Here is a 17012-nt window from a genome sequence, read left to right as displayed (position 1 = left end):
GTATTATCTATCCTTTTTTAATTCTTTGATTTTCTGCTCCAAACGATCTAGCAGCGCTGGGTCTACCTGATCCAGAGCGTCTACCATATGCACAACAGCTTGCGAGCCGAACTCTTCGATCAAATCAAACGTCAGCTCCTTGGATTGTGCCTCCATAAAAGCTTCGCGCGACATAACAGGGCAGTAAACAAAAGAGCGAATAAGCGGTCGTTTCTGAAGAATATCTTTCTCTACCAGACGATTCATCACCGTCATAACCGTATTGAACGACATTGCCTTCTCTTGATCAAGCTTATGGTGTACATCTTTAATCGTAATTTCTGAATCTGAACTCCATAAAATCTCCATGATTTTAGCTTCGAGCGGTCCAAAAAAGCGACCAAGTCCACTACTCTGGATCTTGAAATTTTGCATTCTCATCGTGAACACTCCCTACACTACATATTGTAGTAGGAAAGCGAACATTCCGTCAAGCCAAGCCGACGCTAGCAGAATATCCTTGCTCATTGACAGCGAATGATAAAGGTCTTATAATTACTTACATAAAGTTAGTTATTAAATAATATATAGTTACAAAGGGGTGTATCTATGATGAACATTCGCATATTTCCGTATACGCAGCAAGGCGTTGGCGCATTTGATGGCGGCAAATTCGTTGAACAGCGCCCAATTAGCTTTCCCGGTGAGAAAGCCGCAGTTGATCGCGTCGGTTCGCTCTTCTACTGGGCATGGGGTAAATCTACAGATGTAGCCGAAATCGGCATGCACCCACATAAAGCGTTCGAAATTGTAACCTATGTTATTGAAGGCCTTGTCGAGCACCGTGATTCTCTTGGATCATTGGAGACAGTTAGCCGTGGTGGCGCTCAGGTCATTCAAGCAGGCTCAGGGATATCTCACTCCGAGGCATTCCGCACAGTCGGAAGCGAAGGATTGCAAATCTGGTTCGAACCGAACCTGAACGTAACAGTGAAACAACCTGCTACCTATAAACAGTATAACCACGAGCAGTTCCCAAGCAGCCTCGAAGGACCTACAACAGTTAAAACGGTTATCGGTGGGGGAGCACCCATTCGGTTAGATACCGAGGTCTCGATGTTCGACTGGACTTTGCAACCAGGTACCGAGTTTAGCTACAAGCTGCAATCAAGTCGCCTGCTTGCCCTACTCGTCATTCGAGGTCAAGGCACGAGTACCGCGGCTGACAGTACCCACGCTTTGGCGCACAAGGACTTCGCGGTTGTCGAAGCCTCGCAAGAAGTCGAGTTCCTTCGTTTGCAGGCCGATAATGAAGAAGGCATTCGTATTATCGCCATTGAAGTGCCGAAAGATCCGGGTTATGTACTTTATAGCAAATAAAACAGCTCCAATGCAAACAACCCCCATCCTAAAAAAAGGACGAGGGTTGTTTTGCACTTTATTGAAGACTTTGAAATCGTGATCTCTCTTGCTCTAGTTCTTGCTGAGCTTGCTGCACGGCTGGCTGATCCGAATGAGACTTCGCTTGTTCCATCGCTCTTTCGGCCTGCGCGATCGCATTCTGAGCTTCTTGAATCGTTTGCTCCGTCGGATGAGACAGCGCGTGAGAAACCGCATAATGTACGTTACCCACCGAATTTTGCGCTGAAGATACGGGATTCTGCGACTGCAAACTTGAATCTTGGATTGTCATATCTGGACACCCTCCTGCCTTAAGTAAATTCGTTACAACGGCTATGGTGAGGAAAATGGCACATTTTTATACCTCATCTTCATTCAGCCCCAATAAATTTTCTCTTAAAAGTTGGAAAGTGCATATAGAAGGCATAGGCAGCACTAGCCCCAAGTCCATTGAGAATGAGGTCATCCACATCAAAACTACCTACTCTCAGCAGCATTTGTAATCCTTCTAAACCAACTAACGGACAACCGAATAACAAAATAAATATCTTGTACCGAGCTGCTGGACGGAATAAGTAAGGCATACAAATCCCGAACGGCATGAACACACCCATGTTGCCAAATAGATTAATAACCCACACTCTCCACGGAAATGCATCCATATGAAATAAATATAAACCTATCGTGCGTAAAGGAATGAGATTGTAGGAAAAGGAAGCATCCCTATGTATACCTCGGCCGAAACCTATAAACATCCAATAAAGCAGACAGCATGTGTAGCCAACGAAAAACAGCCCAATGAGCCATCGCAATCCCTTGCTCTTCATAGATAACCTAACCTTTCAGAGATATTTAGAAACAAAGAAGATCACCGACAAGTGACGCGTGTGCAGATTGAGCAATCTCCTATTGCGGCTGAAAATCAAGCTTTACCTAACTCCAAAAAAGCTCCCGCTAGCTGCAGCTAACGGAAGCTTTTTTCATCGAATTCGTTTACTTTTTAGCACTATCCAAAAATTTCATCGAATCAAACGCTTTATTTAACCGAGCCTCATTGGCCTCAGTTTGTACGGCTTCATCAATACGCAGGCTCACCGCATAAGAGATGCTGCCCTTGCGGAAAATGTAAACCGTTTCTTGGTACGGGATTTTGTAGCTTGCGTAATGGACAACATATTTCTTCGCTGTCACGCCATCGAATAGTGTAACATCGGAAGCTGTATACGTATACTCACTGTCGTTTTCATGGCTTTTCTTCTGCTTCGCCTCTTCCGCTTTGACTAGCTCCTCGTAAGTTGCCTTCGGATCGGCATGGACGAGCAAATGTCCGCCTGTAAAGACGAAGGTTTTGCTGCCCTGATCCTTACTGTCGTAAGAATTATCGCTCGACCAATTCTCAGGAAGTTGCAGCGTGTACTTAAATTTATCGTTTTTGTACGGAACCGTCCGATTCGGATCTTGAAGCTCATCAAGATCTTGGATAAAACCAAGCTCTTGATCCATGTTTGTTTTCTCTACCTTGATGGATGAGGTCAGCGTTGACAGCAGTTCCGCCGTCTCCTCTTCGTCAGCCTCTTGCGGATAGGTAAACTCGACCTCGTACTTATACTTATCCTTAATAAAAAAGAGGGAATTCCCGGCTGTCCACTTATTGCCCAGTGAGTTGGAATAGGATACTTTCAAAGCAGGCACGCCTGCTAATGTAAGCTCCTCTGGCTCATTGACCTTGCGGTACTTGGACGCATAGACCTCTTCAAATTGCTTGCGCTGACGATCTACCCAAGACTTCAGCGTATCGCCCGAAGATGCCGATGTTACGTTAATATGCACGGTTCGCGTATAGTCATCGCTATAAAAGGAAGAGCCTCCCGTATAACTGCCCTGCTGCCAGCTTGCAGGGAGGTCTAAGGATAAACCATATTCGTTTGTATACGTCGTGCTTCCCGTCGAATAGACGGAAATATCTTTCAATGATTCATCCTTATCATTAAAATCCGGTTGAAAGCTATCCAACAAATCATTATAACTATTTTGTTTAAAATCGTTGTTATAGTGGTCTTTGGTCACAAATAATTGAACGGTGTACAAGCTTCCTTTGCTAAGGTAGCCGCGCGTCTGAATGTAGCCATGATCACCGGAACGACCGACGACTTTGCCATATGGATTTCCTTCGCGCTTCACATATTGACGTTCAACAATTGTAGAAGGCGCACTATCATAATCACTCTCGTCATCACCGACAAGCTTGTTCAAAAGTGCCGTTGGCGATAGTTCATCGCTTTGATTACTGTCTACTTGAATCAATAAGGAAAACTCGCCTTTTGAATCTACAAAGCTGACAGAATCCCCCTCTTCTGATTGATGACTCTTCACAAGACCGGCCGGATACTTCATCGACCATCCGAAGTGGCTGTCGCCAATTTTGGTTTTACCTCGGTCTGCATCCAAGCTCGCATCGTCCGCATCGTCCGTCCATTTGGTCTCTTGTGTTTGTGATTCTCCAAGAGTGATGGATTTCGTAACTTCCGAACTGCCGGTTTGAACCGTCACACTGACCTTATCATTCGGCAAATATTTCTTGAGCGTCTCGTTATAATCCACCATCGTCTTTACTTTGTTGCTGCCAATAGAAGTTATGAGGTCATCTTGCTTAACGCCTGCCCCCGCAGCCGGTGAATCGGGATCGACATAAGCGACGCGTAAACCAGTTGAACTTGGCAAGCCCACAACAGCTTCCCAGCTTTCTTCCAGCTCTAACCCCAAATAAGGGCGCTTCACTTTGCCATAAAGCTGAAAATGCTTCAATACATATTTAACCGTATCCACGGGAATCGCAAACCCGAGATTTTCCACGCCAAATTCCGCATATTTCATCGTGTTGATGCCGATAACTTCGCCACTCATATTGATTAGCGCACCACCGCTATTGCCTGGATTGATCGCGGCATCCGTTTGAATAAGCTGATACTGGGAATTCACCGAACGATCGAGACCGCTCACAATCCCTACAGTTACGGAATTCCGCAATGCGAAGGAGATTGGCGTGCCGATTGCTGCAACGGTTTCGCCTACTTTAATATCCGATGAGGAAGCAAACTTCGCAGGTGAGAGACCTGTTGCCTCTATTTTGACCAAAGCCAAATCGCTTTCTTCATCAATATTCGTCGCATGACCGTTATACGTAGTGCCATCCGAGGTAACGACGACAATATTTTTCATATCTTTAACAACGTGCGCATTCGTTACAATGACGCCATTCGACTCTACGATAACACCTGTTCCATGCGCTAGATTAAACCGATTTTTCTCCAACGTCTTATCGGCTTCTGAAGAAGGCTTGCCAATGATCGCAACGACCGAAGGCGAAGTCCGCTCAATTACCTTAGGCACCTCCGTGTTTACCTCAGCCGCACGTGCAGGTGCTATGCCGACCCAAGATACAACCATGAAAGCAGCGATCAAGGAGACGATGCCTTTCTTCATTTCTCTATTCCATTTCCCCATTTTAGTCTTCCTCTCTTGGCAAATGTTTGAAGTTGCTAGAGTCTAGCATAATGAACCCAGAGGAACAATACAACATTTCCCATGAAAATAGTTCTATTGGCATTCCTTTATCCGCTCTGGATGCGTATAAACGGTCAGTTGATCTCTACGAATGAAACCAACTATGGTAATACCCAAATCACTTGCCAGTCGCAGCGCCAAATCCGTCGGCGCGGACTTCGAGAGCAGAATGCCTACGCCAATTTTGGCTGCTTTCAGCGCTACCTCGGAGGAGATACGCCCGCTGAACGCGATAAGCTTATCACGAACAGGGATGCGATGGCGCAGCACATGTCCATAAATTTTATCCAATGCGTTATGTCTGCCGATATCCGCTCTTGTTAGCAGCAGCTCACTAGCCGTACACAAAGCCGCATTATGCAAGCCCCCAGTAGCTCGAAAATCCTCAGATTGCTCCTGCATGCCCCTCATCAAATGAAAGCACTGCTCGGCCGAGACTTGCAAGGGAGTGCGGACGGTTTTTGCTGTTTGGGCGTCATTGTGAAAGTAAAACTGGCGGCTTTTCCCGCAGCACGACCCGATAAACCTTTTCGATACCATTGCTTGATTAAGCTGATGCAAATGCCGCAGCTTCACATGCGCATAGCCCCGATCCTCCTCATAGGAGAGCGACTCAATCTGATCTACAAACCGAATAATCCCCTCGGAAGCCAGAAAACCGGTTACTAAATCGACTACGTCCGTCGGCGTGCACACTAATGTCGCGAATTCATCCCCGGCGATCTTAATAGTAAGAGGCGCCTCTGTAGCTACCGTATCTTCTTGCTCTAGCATTTCTATTCCGTTGTAACGATAGATTTGCCAAGTTGTCTTAGAAGAACGACTACCTGCATCTAGTGAAAGCGGCTCTCCTTCATCCCGATTTTCATGCTCCGTACTAGATGTCTGTTCCTCATCCATCTGACTCACTCCACTTCGGTTTCCAACTCTTGAATCCGCTTTTCCACATAACGTGTGTCCTTGTGGGCGTGATAAGTCTCCGCTTTCTCAACAATGACAGCCGTATTGTACTCCGGGATTCCTGCATACTGCTCATACACGCCTTTTGGAATTAAGGTGTTGCCCTCTGGCCAATGCACCTCGATATTGCCTGCCTTCACAGCAGCCCGCTTTACCCTGCCATGCATGCTGCCGTAACTGTTATAAACCACGATTGCCTCCCCTTCGTTAAGCGCTAACGCGGTTGCATCATCATCATGTATTAATACATCGTACCGATCTGCTTCATTGAACGGATCGACGTCGCTGTAGATCATCGAATTGAATTGTTTGCCGCGGCGCGTTGTCACCGCGAAGTGCCCTTCTGGCTTGCGCAGCTCGGGAAGCTCGATCGGCAGCAGTGCGCCGTAACCATCTGGAGTCGGACAAACCCCGTCCTCACATAACCAAGCGCCACCCCATTGGAACACATCCCCGCGATCCTTCAAATGCTGGACGCCGTCATAATTGGGTGCAGCCTTAGCCATCTCTGCTCGGATCGCTTCCGCACTTCCGCAGCCTAGCAGCGCCGCGGCTTCGGGTTTCACCCGACGGGCGAGATCGACATAAATCGCCCATTCTGCGCGAGCTTCGCCGATGCGCGGGCCCGCGATCTCTGGCGAAAAGTATACCATTCGCTCCGTGGAAGTGGACGTGCCCCCGCCAGGCTGCTCGTAGCGCGTCATTGCGGGCAGCACTACGACAGCCTCCTGCGCATCCAGCAGCGTAGAGGTGTTAAGAATAATGTCCTGGTGAACGCGGACATCGATGGCTTCTAAGGCTTGCCGGACGAAATCCGGGTCCGGCATCGTCTCTAAGAAATTGCCGCCGGAGGTGTAGAACATCCGGAGTTTCCGCTCCTGCTCGTCAGGCAGGAGCGCGTTCTCTAGGGTGACGCCGACAATGTCCCCTTGCCAGCTTGGCAGCTCGAAGCCCCATAGCTGCTCGATGCGCGCGCGGTCGGCGGCGCTGTTGATCTCGCCGCCAGGCAGGCTGAAGGGATCGGCGCCCATTTCGCCGGAGCCCTGCACGCCGCTATGGCCGCGAATGGGCATCAGCCCGCAATGCTCGCGGCCCAGAAATCCCCGCAGGAGGGCGAGATTCGCCACCTGCGAAATGTTGTCCGTGCCGAAGCGATGCTGCGTGAGCCCCATGCTCCACACGAACACCGCGCTGTTGGCACGGGCCAACAGCTCTGCGAACTCGCGCATGCGTTCGCGGGTCATACCGGACGACTGCTCCAACGTCGTCCAATCCTGCTGCGCCACGTGAGCGCGCAGCTCGCCGATGCCCTTCGTGTGCGCTTGCACGAAGGCATGGTCAATCGCGGAGCCCGGCTGGCGCTCCTCCATCTCAAACCAAATCTTCATAACGCCGTTCATGAAGCCGATATCGCCGCCGATGTTCACCTGATACACATCGTCAGCTAGCTTCGTGCCGAATAGGGCGGACTCGGCAATCGAGGGAATCCAGTACTGCTCCATTGAGGGCTCGTAGTACGGGTTAATAACAATGATTTTGGTCCCTTTGCGCTTGGCCGCATACATGTATTTCGTTGACACAGGTTGGTTATTCGCGGCCACGCTGCCCCAGAATACCAGCACATCCGTGCCAATCCAGTCCTTGTAATTACATGTCGAAGCGCCGACACCTACCGAACGCTTCAACGCCGTTTTCGACGGCGAATGGCAAATACGGGAAGCATTGTCGATATTGCTCGTACCGAGGAACCTCGCGACCTTCGCGGCCGCATAATACGACTCGTTCGTGATACCTCGCGCCGTCAAGTAGAATGCCAATTGTTTCGGATCGATTGCCCGGATCTTCGCCGCGATCATATCCAACGCCTCATCCCAGCTAGCGCGTCTGAATTTCCGCTCTCCTTGGCAGCGAATGAGCGGATACGGAATACGTCCGAGTTGTCTCAGCTCAGTGCTGTTCATGCGGCGAAGCTCGTCGATATCCGTGTGCAGCAGCTCTTCGCTGATCGCGGGCATCGTATTCAGGCGCAGCACGTTAAGCCGAGTCGTGCACAGATGCGGACCAGCTAGGGTTTGGTCGTAAAGTCCAGACACGCCAAGTGCGCAGCCGTCACATACCCCCTGCGTCAAAATGCGATACGCATAAGGCAGATTATCTCGATTCTGCCAAGCGATTTTGGCCGTTTCGCGGATATGGCGAGGCTTGATTTTGCCAAGACCGAATGGCATCGCGCTAACCCACAGTTTCGGATCTGGCTTTGCGGGCAGCTTCACAGGCCCCGAGTGTTTTGTTTTCCCCATCTTGCATTAGCCCCTTTTCGCTTTTTACTTCATTTTTCATTTTTCGGACATTCTCGTTTCACAGACCTGCATACATGTAAGCAAAAAACCACCACGAAACAGACCCTCTGATTCTTTGAGAAAAAGAATCCAAGTGATACGCTTCGTAGTGGTTAGTCTCCAGCAGGTTCGCTACCAAGTGCCAACAGCACCATACTTATGTATATGTAACAGCCGTTATTTACAAAACTTTTTTTCCAAATCCTGATCAAATACGAATACCGACATCCCCGAGTCCTGTTGAATGTCAATGTCGACGAACAATCGCACAAACTTCGCCCCGAGCAACGCTTCCATCTCGATAGGCGGATGGTCTCTATAAATCTCCTTAACCATTTCGGTGCGAGCCGTACGGAGCATTTGCCTGCCATCGTCGGTCTTCGCTATGAACCTCTCCACAGGGGACAAGTTACCTTCCATTTCGCATATGGCCCAATGCTTGGAGAAAGTCGTCGTTACTCGCTCTGGCCCTTTACCCATATGCCGTTTGCGGTAAGCCTTCACCAGATTACTGAATTCGGCCTCAATACGATTCATCGGGTAGCCACCTTTATGTTTCTCTCAAATTAAGCGCTTCGTGCCTTTGCACTTTCATCATAGCAAGAAAGCCAATACCTGACAATCGCTTTCCCATAGCGTTCTTAGGGCAACCTCAACACGGTGAACAGCACAAATAACGCCTATTTTGCTTGAAGTGCTCCCGTTCTCCGACTTGGGTATGGGCAACATTGTTTGCTTCCTCAGATTTTTGGGGATGGTAACAACACTGTTTCTCTAGACCCACACCGATTTCATCGGGTACCATAACCTGTAACACGTGAAAAAAGTGGAGGTACACATGGAGACCACCTATCGAGATATCAAACAAGGTGAAAGAGGCGCTTGGCTTAGCATTTTCGCCTATCTATTCTTATCCGCCGTGAAGCTTATCATTGGATACTCAACAAACTCCGAGGCTTTATTAGCTGATGGTCTTAATAATGCTACAGACATTATCGCTTCGCTCGCTGTTTTAATCGGTTTGAAAATATCTCGTAAACCACCCGATGCCAACCATCGTTACGGCCATTTTCGGGCTGAGACAGTTGCTGCTCTGTTGGCTTCTTTTCTTATGTTTGCCGTTGGTTTACAAGTTTTGTACCAATCCATACTGAAGTTTACCGTTCCGACCATGGAGACACCAGGCGCGATCGCAGCTTGGACGGCGCTCTTTTGCGCCATTGTAATTTATCTGGTTTACCGCTACAACATTCGCTTAGCTAGGGTAATTAACAGCCACGCCTTAATGGCAGCGGCACAAGATAATCGCTCTGACGCTTTCGTCAGCCTGGGTGCTTTCATCGGGATTCTTGGCTCGCAATTTGGTTTACCCTGGCTGGACCCCTTAACAGCACTGCTAGTCGGCTTCCTTATTTGTAAGACCGCGTGGACGATCTTCCGCGATACGACCCATGCCTTAACGGATGGCTTTGATGACTCCGAGCTCCAAACCATGAAACAAACGATCCGAGAAGTCGCAGGCGTAGAAAAGATCATTGATATCAAAGCCCGCATCCACGGAAGCAATAAACTCGTCGATGTTACGATTGGCGTTGATCATAAGCTTAATGTTAGTGAAAGCCATGAGATTACGGAGCTCATTGAAAAACGCATGCTCGATTTACATCGAACCTCGCATGTGCATATTCACATCGAACCCTTTCATGCGTCTAATTAACTTGCTTGTATAAAAAAGAGTCAGCCCCTTCGCTAACGCGAGACTGACTCTTTTTCTATTGGGATGCTAGTAATCCATCTAGGACCTGATTGATCTCTTGCTCCAATATTGCATCCGTAATTACATACGCTTCATTCACCTTTTGATTGACCAAAGGGACTGTAAGCTTCCCCGTAATATTGGCAGTCATCATCTCCAACGTGAGTAATAGCGATGTGTGCGCCTTCTCACCGCCTGTCTGTAAAGGAGATGCACTTATAACAACTGTCGGTTTGTCCACGAATTCACCGGACGAAACGATCCAATCCAATGCGTTTTTCAATACCCCAGGTACTCCATTCGCATACTCAGGTGTGCATAGAATAACACCATCAGCCCATTTTAATTGGTCGCGCCAAGTTTGGACAGCTACTGGTGGTTCATCCCTGTCCAGATCCGGGTTGAAATGCGGAAGTTCCCCGATACCTTCATAAATCCTCACCTCCGTGTTCGGTGGGGCTAGAGTAACTATTGCATGCAATAGATTCGTATTTGACGATCGAGCACGGAGGCTTCCTGATATAGCTAAAATATTCATGGGCCAAACCATCCTTCCTTATTTCGGATGTATTTGTGCTGATTGTATGCTATGACATTAATGTCAGGGTCAAGAGATTCTTTTATTTAAAATGGGAAGTGATTACATGGTACCACAGCATCCCCTGATAACCACTCACAGGAGAACACTATATTGATTACGTTTGTTCCTGATTCTGTTACAAAAGAAGTATTATTAACATATTTTAAATTATTTACTTCCAATCCGGTCTCTTCCATTATCTCTCGCTTTAAATTATTTTCTAAAACATCATTAGAATTCCCTCCTTCTTCTACCGTACCACCAATTAAAGGAAGTTTGCCTCCAGCATGTTCTTCATTCATGCTTCTTCTACCTATCAATACTTTATTGTCTTTAATAATTAGTCCTTCTACATTAATAGCAAACATAAATATCCTTCGAATAATATATTTCGGGTAATTTAAAAGCCCAAAGTTCACTGTACACTGAGGTATATGCACCACAGTTTAACACATAGTTCGATGTACTCACGCTTATAGAAAACCCGAACTAATGTAAATGTAACCCATGTAACTATTCCTTTCTTTACTGCCGCAACTAACTGTAGCCCTGACAATCCATACTTGTTAACAGCCTTTTGAAATATAGTCACCCAAAAATTGATCCAAGCCCTTTCGACTTATAAAGTAAATTTGGTTGTTTACTAGTTTGTCTAACTTGCTTAGACGGGGCTTTTTTTTATTTCACAGATAGTTGTTTAATAACAGATTGTAATATCTGAATACGTGTTTCTTTAGTTATAGAATCAGAATCGGTTGTTACAGTTACACGAAGTAAAGCCATATCCGATAGAGGAATCCACGTATCGAGGGAATTATCTGTTTCTAATGTTTGATAACCATTGATTGTTTCTGTATTAGTGATATCAGCAACGTTAACAGCATTCTTATATGAAAAGTTTGGATCATATTTATAAGTGAGTATGATGTTATTATTTTTGGATACAGTTGAATTAGCTGTTTGCTTATCTTCCTTTGTAAAATAAGCAGAGTATTCAATCTCACCATTTTTTTTGATATTAACAGTGTTCTTTTCAACATCCAAAGCAACAACTCCCGCACGCCCAAATTCATACGAAAATTTGTAGCCTACAGGAAGATAGGACGGCAAATTTAGCACTACAGGAGATAATTTTTCAATTTCAAATTTAGAAATTTTTGTGTTTTCTAATAATTCTTTCATTTTTTCATCAACAGATAGAACATAATTTGTTTTAGATTCACCTTTTTGATCACCTGAGGATGCGAATACCGGCACACGATTGATATCAAATAAGTGAGCCTTTGACAAATTCCCTAGGTACGGTGCCGCATAAATGGTACCACCTGCCAATACAGTGATTAATAGTGTAGCTACAAAGAGGCTTCTTTTTATTGAATGATTTGTTCGAACGAAACGACGTTTTTGCTGATGATTTCCTTCCAGTGTTTTTGCTTTTAAATGGCTAGAAGGTTTTTCTAACCGAGCATAGTTTTTTAATGATCGGCTAATTTCTTTTTCAAGATCAAGATTATTCATGAATAAAGCCCTCCTGAAATTTAATTTTTTCTGATCCTATACTTTTCTTTAGTTTTTTCAGACCTTGGTGAATATGCCATTTAACCGTTCCAACTGGTATATTAAGGATTTCAGCGATTTCTTCTTGCTTAAACTCATTAAAGTACTTTAATGTAATTACCATTTGGGATGTTTTTGAGAGCGTCTTAATGTGTGAAATCATATGATCTTGTAGCTCTTTTTGATATAATGCAGTCTCTGGTGTGTGGCTGTCTTCATTGTTCCATGAAAAAACCTTTCCTGCTTTAAGCCAATTATTCCAATTTTGATTCTTTCGAATATAATTTTTGGATAAATTTAAAGCGACTTGATACAGCCAATTTCGAAATGGATATGCCTCATCATACTGCTGAATTTTTGAAAACAAGTGCATGAATGTTTCTTGCGTTGCATCTTCTGCAACACTACGATCTCGCACTAAAACAAATATCGTTTGATAAACCTCTGTACTATACGCCTCAAATAATTCCCCGAATGCAAACATATCATTTTGTTTGCACCGTTGAATGAGATCTTCCATGTCATCACCTCCTTATTACATACCTTATATACACTTAAATCCTTTGTTTCGTTTGCATATTTGGGCGAATATCAACTTTTCTATTACGATGCGGATCTCTCCCCGAAAACGATATCCAGAAATGATGGCCAAGCATACTTAGCAGCGTGAGTTACAAGGGAGGGGATGCGTAACTAGTAGCTCCCCGGCTACGCCCAAAGTATCGATCGTTCCTGGACACCGATCCATGCAGCTCACGCTACTATACATGTTTGGGCAGTGCTTTGAATCTCGTTTACGGGGGTGTCAAGGAGTAAATCCAACATTTTAACGATTTTATACGCTAAGCTAAATCGTTGAGTTTAAATGACCTAGCAGCAATCAGAAGCATGAAATACATTCTGTTTTATCTACTAATGCTGTTACGTCCAGTGACATTTTCCTGCTCCATAGAAAATCCCCTTCACGGAATAAGAGACTATTTTATTGTCATAAACGCAGAAAGAGGGTAGTCTAATGTCATAACCACTAGTGACAGTAAAATACCCGCTTATTTTGCCTTTACACCAATAAAGGCCCCCCATCACCGATAATCGGTGACGAGAAGCACTTTATGTCATGCAGCTATTCTAATGAAATGACGATAGATATATATTCAACATTGTTTGCTTTATTGTTTATCGTATACTTTAGCCCACCAATACTATAAATCAGGTAAGGACCTACCTCTGGAATGATTTTTTTAATTAAATCAATTTGTAAATAAACTTCACCATTAAGGTTCTTAATTTGGCCATTAACTACTCCCTTACTATGCAAATTAACATCAATCGCAGAACCATCTAAACTACCTTTCAGCAGCTTCCCCCCTGTAGTGGGATTATAATCGGTATCCGTTACCTTAATAAGCAGAGAGTCAGCACCGTCTGCCGCGTCTGTAAATGTATATTTTTTAGTTTCAGTACTTTGTACCAATGCTGCGTAAACCCGTTTGGTCACCGAATCATAAGGAATAACGCTATCCACTTGGAGTCGTACCGGAGTTTCTACAGAAACCGATACTACATCTGAGCAGCCGAATTCATTGCAAGCTTTCACACCAAACGAATACTGTTGTCCACCTAGTAAAGAGTTAATTTCTATCCTTGTTTCCGAAATCCCATTTCTAATTTCATGGCCGTTTTGATACACCGTATAGGTAGGATTACTATCTTTATCAAAACGGACCGGCGGCACCCAAGACAAGTCCACTCGGTCGTTGTAATGACTAGACACATCAAGCCGTTGTACTGGACCCGACTTTGTATACAAACGAATCCCAGTCAACTCATAAGGCTCACCTGAGGCAATCGTAAAATTAGCTGTTGTAACTGTAGAATAATCTGCTTTTGTGGCTGTCACAGAATAACTGACTCCAGAAGGAACATGATCAAACTTATAGACACCATTCATATCTGTTTGTGTCACCATATTTGTGCCATTTAATTTTACTGTCGCATTGACAACATTTTTGTGTGGATCTTCAAAGATTTCCCCTTTGACACTACCAGGTACGCTAATTCCAGGTACAGGTATCTGCTCTGTTCCTTGGCTATTCAACGGACAAGTGCTAGCTGAGCAGGTATCTTGTTCGCTACCTTTTAAGGGCTCACTACCTTTGACACCTTTATAGGTTAAATGATAATTAACACCCGTTTTTTGATTTTGGACTGTCAATAATACTAGATTCTTATACTGCGGATAATTCGTCACCTTTGAGACTTGCAGTCCATTATCAAATTGATAATTAGTTGAATTCAAATCAGCAATGGGATGATCAAATTTCACCAATACAATATCTGATCTTAAACTTCTTATGTCAGTAACCCGAGAGTCAAACTGCTTAACTAGTACTTTAATTTTTTTAGTAAATGTATAGCTACCACTGTATACGGTAGCTCCTAATGTTACTTCCTCATCACCAGCGCCTGAAGCAGGCCTATTTAAAGGTGAGAAATAACTAAGGATATTCCCTTTATCAGAGCTCCAGAATATAGCAACTCTATTACCCACATCTTTAGCTTCAGCAAATCGAGGTCTCTGCGTTACAGATGCAGCTGAATCGCCCTCCGCATAAAATAGATCTACAAATGGCAATGCATCTCTTAAAGTAAACAATGTTTCTTTCCAAAATTGAAACTTTCGAATATCATAATCACTATCTACCGCGCCGTAACGCTTAGCAATTGTTACTCGTTTATTTGCTTCTTCCGCTAGTGGAAGATCCGTTTCAAAAACATATGTAGCTTTCATATTCTCAATAGCTCGATTAGCTAAACTAATCGCTTGTTCTTTAACCTTATCTTTCAGCTCATCACTAAGCTGCATACTCACGCTTCCTGTGTCGGACACTTTGGCAATCGCTCCTGCATCGCCTTTGACCTTATAGTTTGCATGAGCATTCAAGTTGTTGATATTGGCCGTTGCCTCTAGTTCAAAACTGGTCCCAATGCTATCGCTCGGTATTTGAATTTCCCGCAGCTCGCCCTCTCCCTTTACAACAATTGCGAGACTTGACGAAGCTACTCTAACAGTTTTCACCGATGCTTTAGCTAGCGTATTAAGGGTAACATTTGCAGCTAAATTCAAAGAATTAACAACGGTTGGCGGCTGATTCTCACCCACAGGAGGTTCCACCTTTATTGTTGCCCCATACACCTCGACGGTGACCACTTTATCAATGTTTCCTCTTAGCGTTATATTTTTGCCTTTTGCAGCATCTGCGATATTGATTTTACCAAATGTGCCTTGGGAAGAAGCTGATTCGAGAATTGCTTGTGTAGTGACCAGCGTGTCAGTTACATCCGCACCAATTAGCGCTACAACTCTAACGTCTTGCCCTTCGTTCTCAACAGCATTTACTTTTAGCTTTGTAACCTTGGAATTCGTTAGCTTAATTGAACTTAGGGCTCCAGAACGAATTTCTAACTCTTCTGCATTAATATTTTGCAAGGTGACTTCACCTGTACGTCCTGGATTCACGACTAACTTTTGAACAGTTGTACGTGAGCCGCTCGCTGGCCCGAAGGTTCCTGACTCTATTAATGTAATCTCCGTCTGTGCCGCACCGCTTGCCAGCTTCTTTGCTGCCTCGGACAACACTACACTTGGAGGACTAATGATAATGCCTCCGCCTCCTCCCCCGCCACCAAACATAGCAGCGACACCAACGACTGTTTTACCGCTCTTCATTTTTTTATACGAAAGTTCATAGGAGGCGCCAGATGCCTGAGCTGTTGTAGTGAGTACAACGACTGTATTGCTTCCTGACTTTAATGCAGCCGCTGTTACTTTCAGCTCATTATCAAACGTAAAGTCTTCCTTATTGACAGCGGATACCGTTTCAGCCAAAGTCACTTCAATGGTTGTATTATCCATCGCTTTAACAACTAGGATCGCGGACACTAAATCCTTATTTACTTCATTCGCCTTACTTGTATACTTCGTTGCATTTACTTTAAACTCATAAGCCAATCTGGCCAACGCTTGACGCTGCGCGCTATCTTTGGGATTGAATTGCACCGCTCCCTCCGGAGTCTCTGTTCCGTTAACTAAACCGATCTCGAAGGCAAAGGATACCTGTGGTTGTGCCCACTGGGATATTTGATTCAGATCGGATACCTTCTTATTCAAAGGCTGCTTGGCAGCCGCCTGCTCAAGGCCTAGTGCACGAATGAAAAAAACGATTAATTCCTCACGTGTCACCTTAGCATCTGGAGAAAAGGTATCCGGTGAGGTGCCTTGCGTAATCCCCGATCCTACAAGTGCGCCGACATACCCACGGTACCAACTGTCCGAAGCCACATCCGTGAAAGAGTCTGCTTTCGTCGGCTCCTCCGTAAGTCCTTTAGCGAGTACGATAATTTTGGCCAACTCCGCACGAGTCATCGCTTTTTCTGGTCGAAACGTATCATCCTCATAACCAGCAATAATGCCTTCTTTTGCTAATGCCGCGATTTCTTGCTTGGCGTAAGAATCCGCAGTATCCTTAAAATCTTTACTTTCCGATCCAATCGCCATCGTAGGCATAATCGCACTCAGCGCTACAGTCATGGTTGCCATAAGAGATATACAACGACGTCCTAATCCAACTTTCATTTGTTCAATTTCCCCCGTAATACTAATAATTTGGTTAGTTATGCCTACTTAAACTAGTAAAATAGTTCTAGCAACCATAGTTAACAGTAAAATTATACCTGTAATTGAATTAGAAAAATAGGTTTATTAAGGAAACTTTAGAATGACCTACCGTTGTATTGAACCGCACAACATAGGGGCTTCTGCAAGCTCACTACTTCGTACACATGGAGTTGGCAATGTGCAGCATGGGTGGACACA

The 17012-nt window shown here is 45.0% G+C and carries 14 protein-coding genes; 2 read left to right on the top strand and 12 right to left on the bottom strand.

What is annotated here, in order from left to right; translation table 11 throughout:
- Positions 1-3: 3 nt before the first annotated feature.
- Positions 4-420, bottom strand: coding sequence for a BlaI/MecI/CopY family transcriptional regulator (locus tag GK047_RS16045; protein WP_163948619.1), 417 nt, complete (start codon positions 418-420; stop codon positions 4-6).
- A 168-nt stretch (positions 421-588) separates the two neighbouring features.
- Here GK047_RS16045 and GK047_RS16040 point away from each other — a divergent pair, with 168 nt between their 5' ends.
- Positions 589-1359, top strand: a complete 771-nt coding sequence (locus tag GK047_RS16040; protein ID WP_163948616.1) for a pirin family protein — start codon at positions 589-591, stop codon at positions 1357-1359.
- A 58-nt stretch (positions 1360-1417) separates the two neighbouring features.
- Here the strand turns inward: GK047_RS16040 and GK047_RS16035 are convergent, their stop codons facing one another.
- From GK047_RS16035 to GK047_RS16010, 6 genes are all read right to left on the bottom strand, one after another.
- Positions 1418-1672 (bottom strand): hypothetical protein, encoded by a 255-nt coding sequence (locus GK047_RS16035; protein ID WP_163948613.1) that lies wholly within the window; start codon positions 1670-1672, stop codon positions 1418-1420.
- 79 nt (positions 1673-1751) lie between these two features.
- The gene (locus GK047_RS16030; RefSeq protein WP_163948611.1) at positions 1752-2207 is read right to left on the bottom strand and encodes a VanZ family protein; all 456 of its coding nucleotides are present in this window, start codon (positions 2205-2207) and stop codon (positions 1752-1754) included.
- A 166-nt stretch (positions 2208-2373) separates the two neighbouring features.
- On the bottom strand, positions 2374-4884 hold the full coding sequence (locus GK047_RS16025; protein WP_240343984.1) for a trypsin-like peptidase domain-containing protein: 2511 nt from the start codon (positions 4882-4884) through the stop codon (positions 2374-2376).
- A 93-nt stretch (positions 4885-4977) separates the two neighbouring features.
- Positions 4978-5718, bottom strand: coding sequence for a formate dehydrogenase accessory sulfurtransferase FdhD (gene fdhD / locus GK047_RS16020; RefSeq protein WP_240344000.1), 741 nt, complete (start codon positions 5716-5718; stop codon positions 4978-4980).
- A 131-nt stretch (positions 5719-5849) separates the two neighbouring features.
- Complete coding sequence (locus tag GK047_RS16015; protein WP_163948609.1) at positions 5850-8204, bottom strand: FdhF/YdeP family oxidoreductase; 2355 nt, start codon at positions 8202-8204, stop codon at positions 5850-5852.
- Between the two features lie 216 nt (positions 8205-8420).
- The gene (locus tag GK047_RS16010; RefSeq protein ID WP_163948606.1) at positions 8421-8780 is read right to left on the bottom strand and encodes a Na-translocating system protein MpsC family protein; all 360 of its coding nucleotides are present in this window, start codon (positions 8778-8780) and stop codon (positions 8421-8423) included.
- Between the two features lie 301 nt (positions 8781-9081).
- Here GK047_RS16010 and GK047_RS16005 point away from each other — a divergent pair, with 301 nt between their 5' ends.
- Entirely contained in the window at positions 9082-9960 is an 879-nt protein-coding gene (locus tag GK047_RS16005) for a cation diffusion facilitator family transporter (RefSeq protein WP_163948604.1), read from the top strand.
- Between the two features lie 55 nt (positions 9961-10015).
- On the opposite strand, the gene GK047_RS16000 is transcribed toward GK047_RS16005, so the two are convergent.
- From GK047_RS16000 to GK047_RS15980, 5 genes are all read right to left on the bottom strand, one after another.
- Positions 10016-10537 (bottom strand): NADPH-dependent FMN reductase, encoded by a 522-nt coding sequence (locus GK047_RS16000; protein ID WP_240343983.1) that lies wholly within the window; start codon positions 10535-10537, stop codon positions 10016-10018.
- Positions 10538-10623: 86 nt separating this feature from the next.
- Entirely contained in the window at positions 10624-10947 is a 324-nt protein-coding gene (locus GK047_RS15995) for an NUDIX domain-containing protein (RefSeq protein WP_163948596.1), read from the bottom strand.
- A 310-nt stretch (positions 10948-11257) separates the two neighbouring features.
- Positions 11258-12097, bottom strand: coding sequence for a hypothetical protein (locus tag GK047_RS15990; protein WP_163948593.1), 840 nt, complete (start codon positions 12095-12097; stop codon positions 11258-11260).
- Positions 12090-12656 (bottom strand): RNA polymerase sigma factor, encoded by a 567-nt coding sequence (locus tag GK047_RS15985; protein ID WP_163948590.1) that lies wholly within the window; start codon positions 12654-12656, stop codon positions 12090-12092. Before GK047_RS15985 ends, GK047_RS15990 begins: the two co-directional genes overlap by 8 nt.
- Positions 12657-13259: 603 nt before the next feature.
- The gene (locus GK047_RS15980) at positions 13260-16772 is read right to left on the bottom strand and encodes an S-layer homology domain-containing protein (protein ID WP_205516810.1); all 3513 of its coding nucleotides are present in this window, start codon (positions 16770-16772) and stop codon (positions 13260-13262) included.
- Positions 16773-17012: the final 240 nt, after the last annotated feature.

Origin of the sequence: Paenibacillus sp. SYP-B3998 (genome assembly GCF_010820665.1) — a bacterium.
Lineage (GTDB): Bacteria > Bacillota > Bacilli > Paenibacillales > NBRC-103111 > Paenibacillus_E.
The sequence above is the reverse complement of the archived record's forward strand: the minus strand, read 5'-3'. Positions and strand labels throughout refer to the sequence as shown.

Bases quoted from the DNA above. Each gene is read 5' to 3' on its own strand.
- GK047_RS16045 (WP_163948619.1), bottom strand. From the start codon at position 420: ATGAGAATGCAAAATTTCAAGATCCAGAGTAGTGGACTTGGTCGCTTT.
- GK047_RS16040 (WP_163948616.1), top strand. From the start codon at position 589: ATGATGAACATTCGCATATTTCCGTATACGCAGCAAGGCGTTGGCGCA.
- GK047_RS16035 (WP_163948613.1), bottom strand. From the start codon at position 1,672: ATGACAATCCAAGATTCAAGTTTGCAGTCGCAGAATCCCGTATCTTCA.
- GK047_RS16030 (WP_163948611.1), bottom strand. From the start codon at position 2,207: ATGAAGAGCAAGGGATTGCGATGGCTCATTGGGCTGTTTTTCGTTGGC.
- GK047_RS16025 (WP_240343984.1), bottom strand. From the start codon at position 4,884: ATGGGGAAATGGAATAGAGAAATGAAGAAAGGCATCGTCTCCTTGATC.
- fdhD (WP_240344000.1), bottom strand. From the start codon at position 5,718: ATGCTAGAGCAAGAAGATACGGTAGCTACAGAGGCGCCTCTTACTATT.
- GK047_RS16015 (WP_163948609.1), bottom strand. From the start codon at position 8,204: ATGGGGAAAACAAAACACTCGGGGCCTGTGAAGCTGCCCGCAAAGCCA.
- GK047_RS16010 (WP_163948606.1), bottom strand. From the start codon at position 8,780: ATGAATCGTATTGAGGCCGAATTCAGTAATCTGGTGAAGGCTTACCGC.
- GK047_RS16005 (WP_163948604.1), top strand. From the start codon at position 9,082: ATGGAGACCACCTATCGAGATATCAAACAAGGTGAAAGAGGCGCTTGG.
- GK047_RS16000 (WP_240343983.1), bottom strand. From the start codon at position 10,537: ATGAATATTTTAGCTATATCAGGAAGCCTCCGTGCTCGATCGTCAAAT.
- GK047_RS15995 (WP_163948596.1), bottom strand. From the start codon at position 10,947: ATGTTTGCTATTAATGTAGAAGGACTAATTATTAAAGACAATAAAGTA.
- GK047_RS15990 (WP_163948593.1), bottom strand. From the start codon at position 12,097: ATGAATAATCTTGATCTTGAAAAAGAAATTAGCCGATCATTAAAAAAC.
- GK047_RS15985 (WP_163948590.1), bottom strand. From the start codon at position 12,656: ATGGAAGATCTCATTCAACGGTGCAAACAAAATGATATGTTTGCATTC.
- GK047_RS15980 (WP_205516810.1), bottom strand. From the start codon at position 16,772: ATGAAAGTTGGATTAGGACGTCGTTGTATATCTCTTATGGCAACCATG.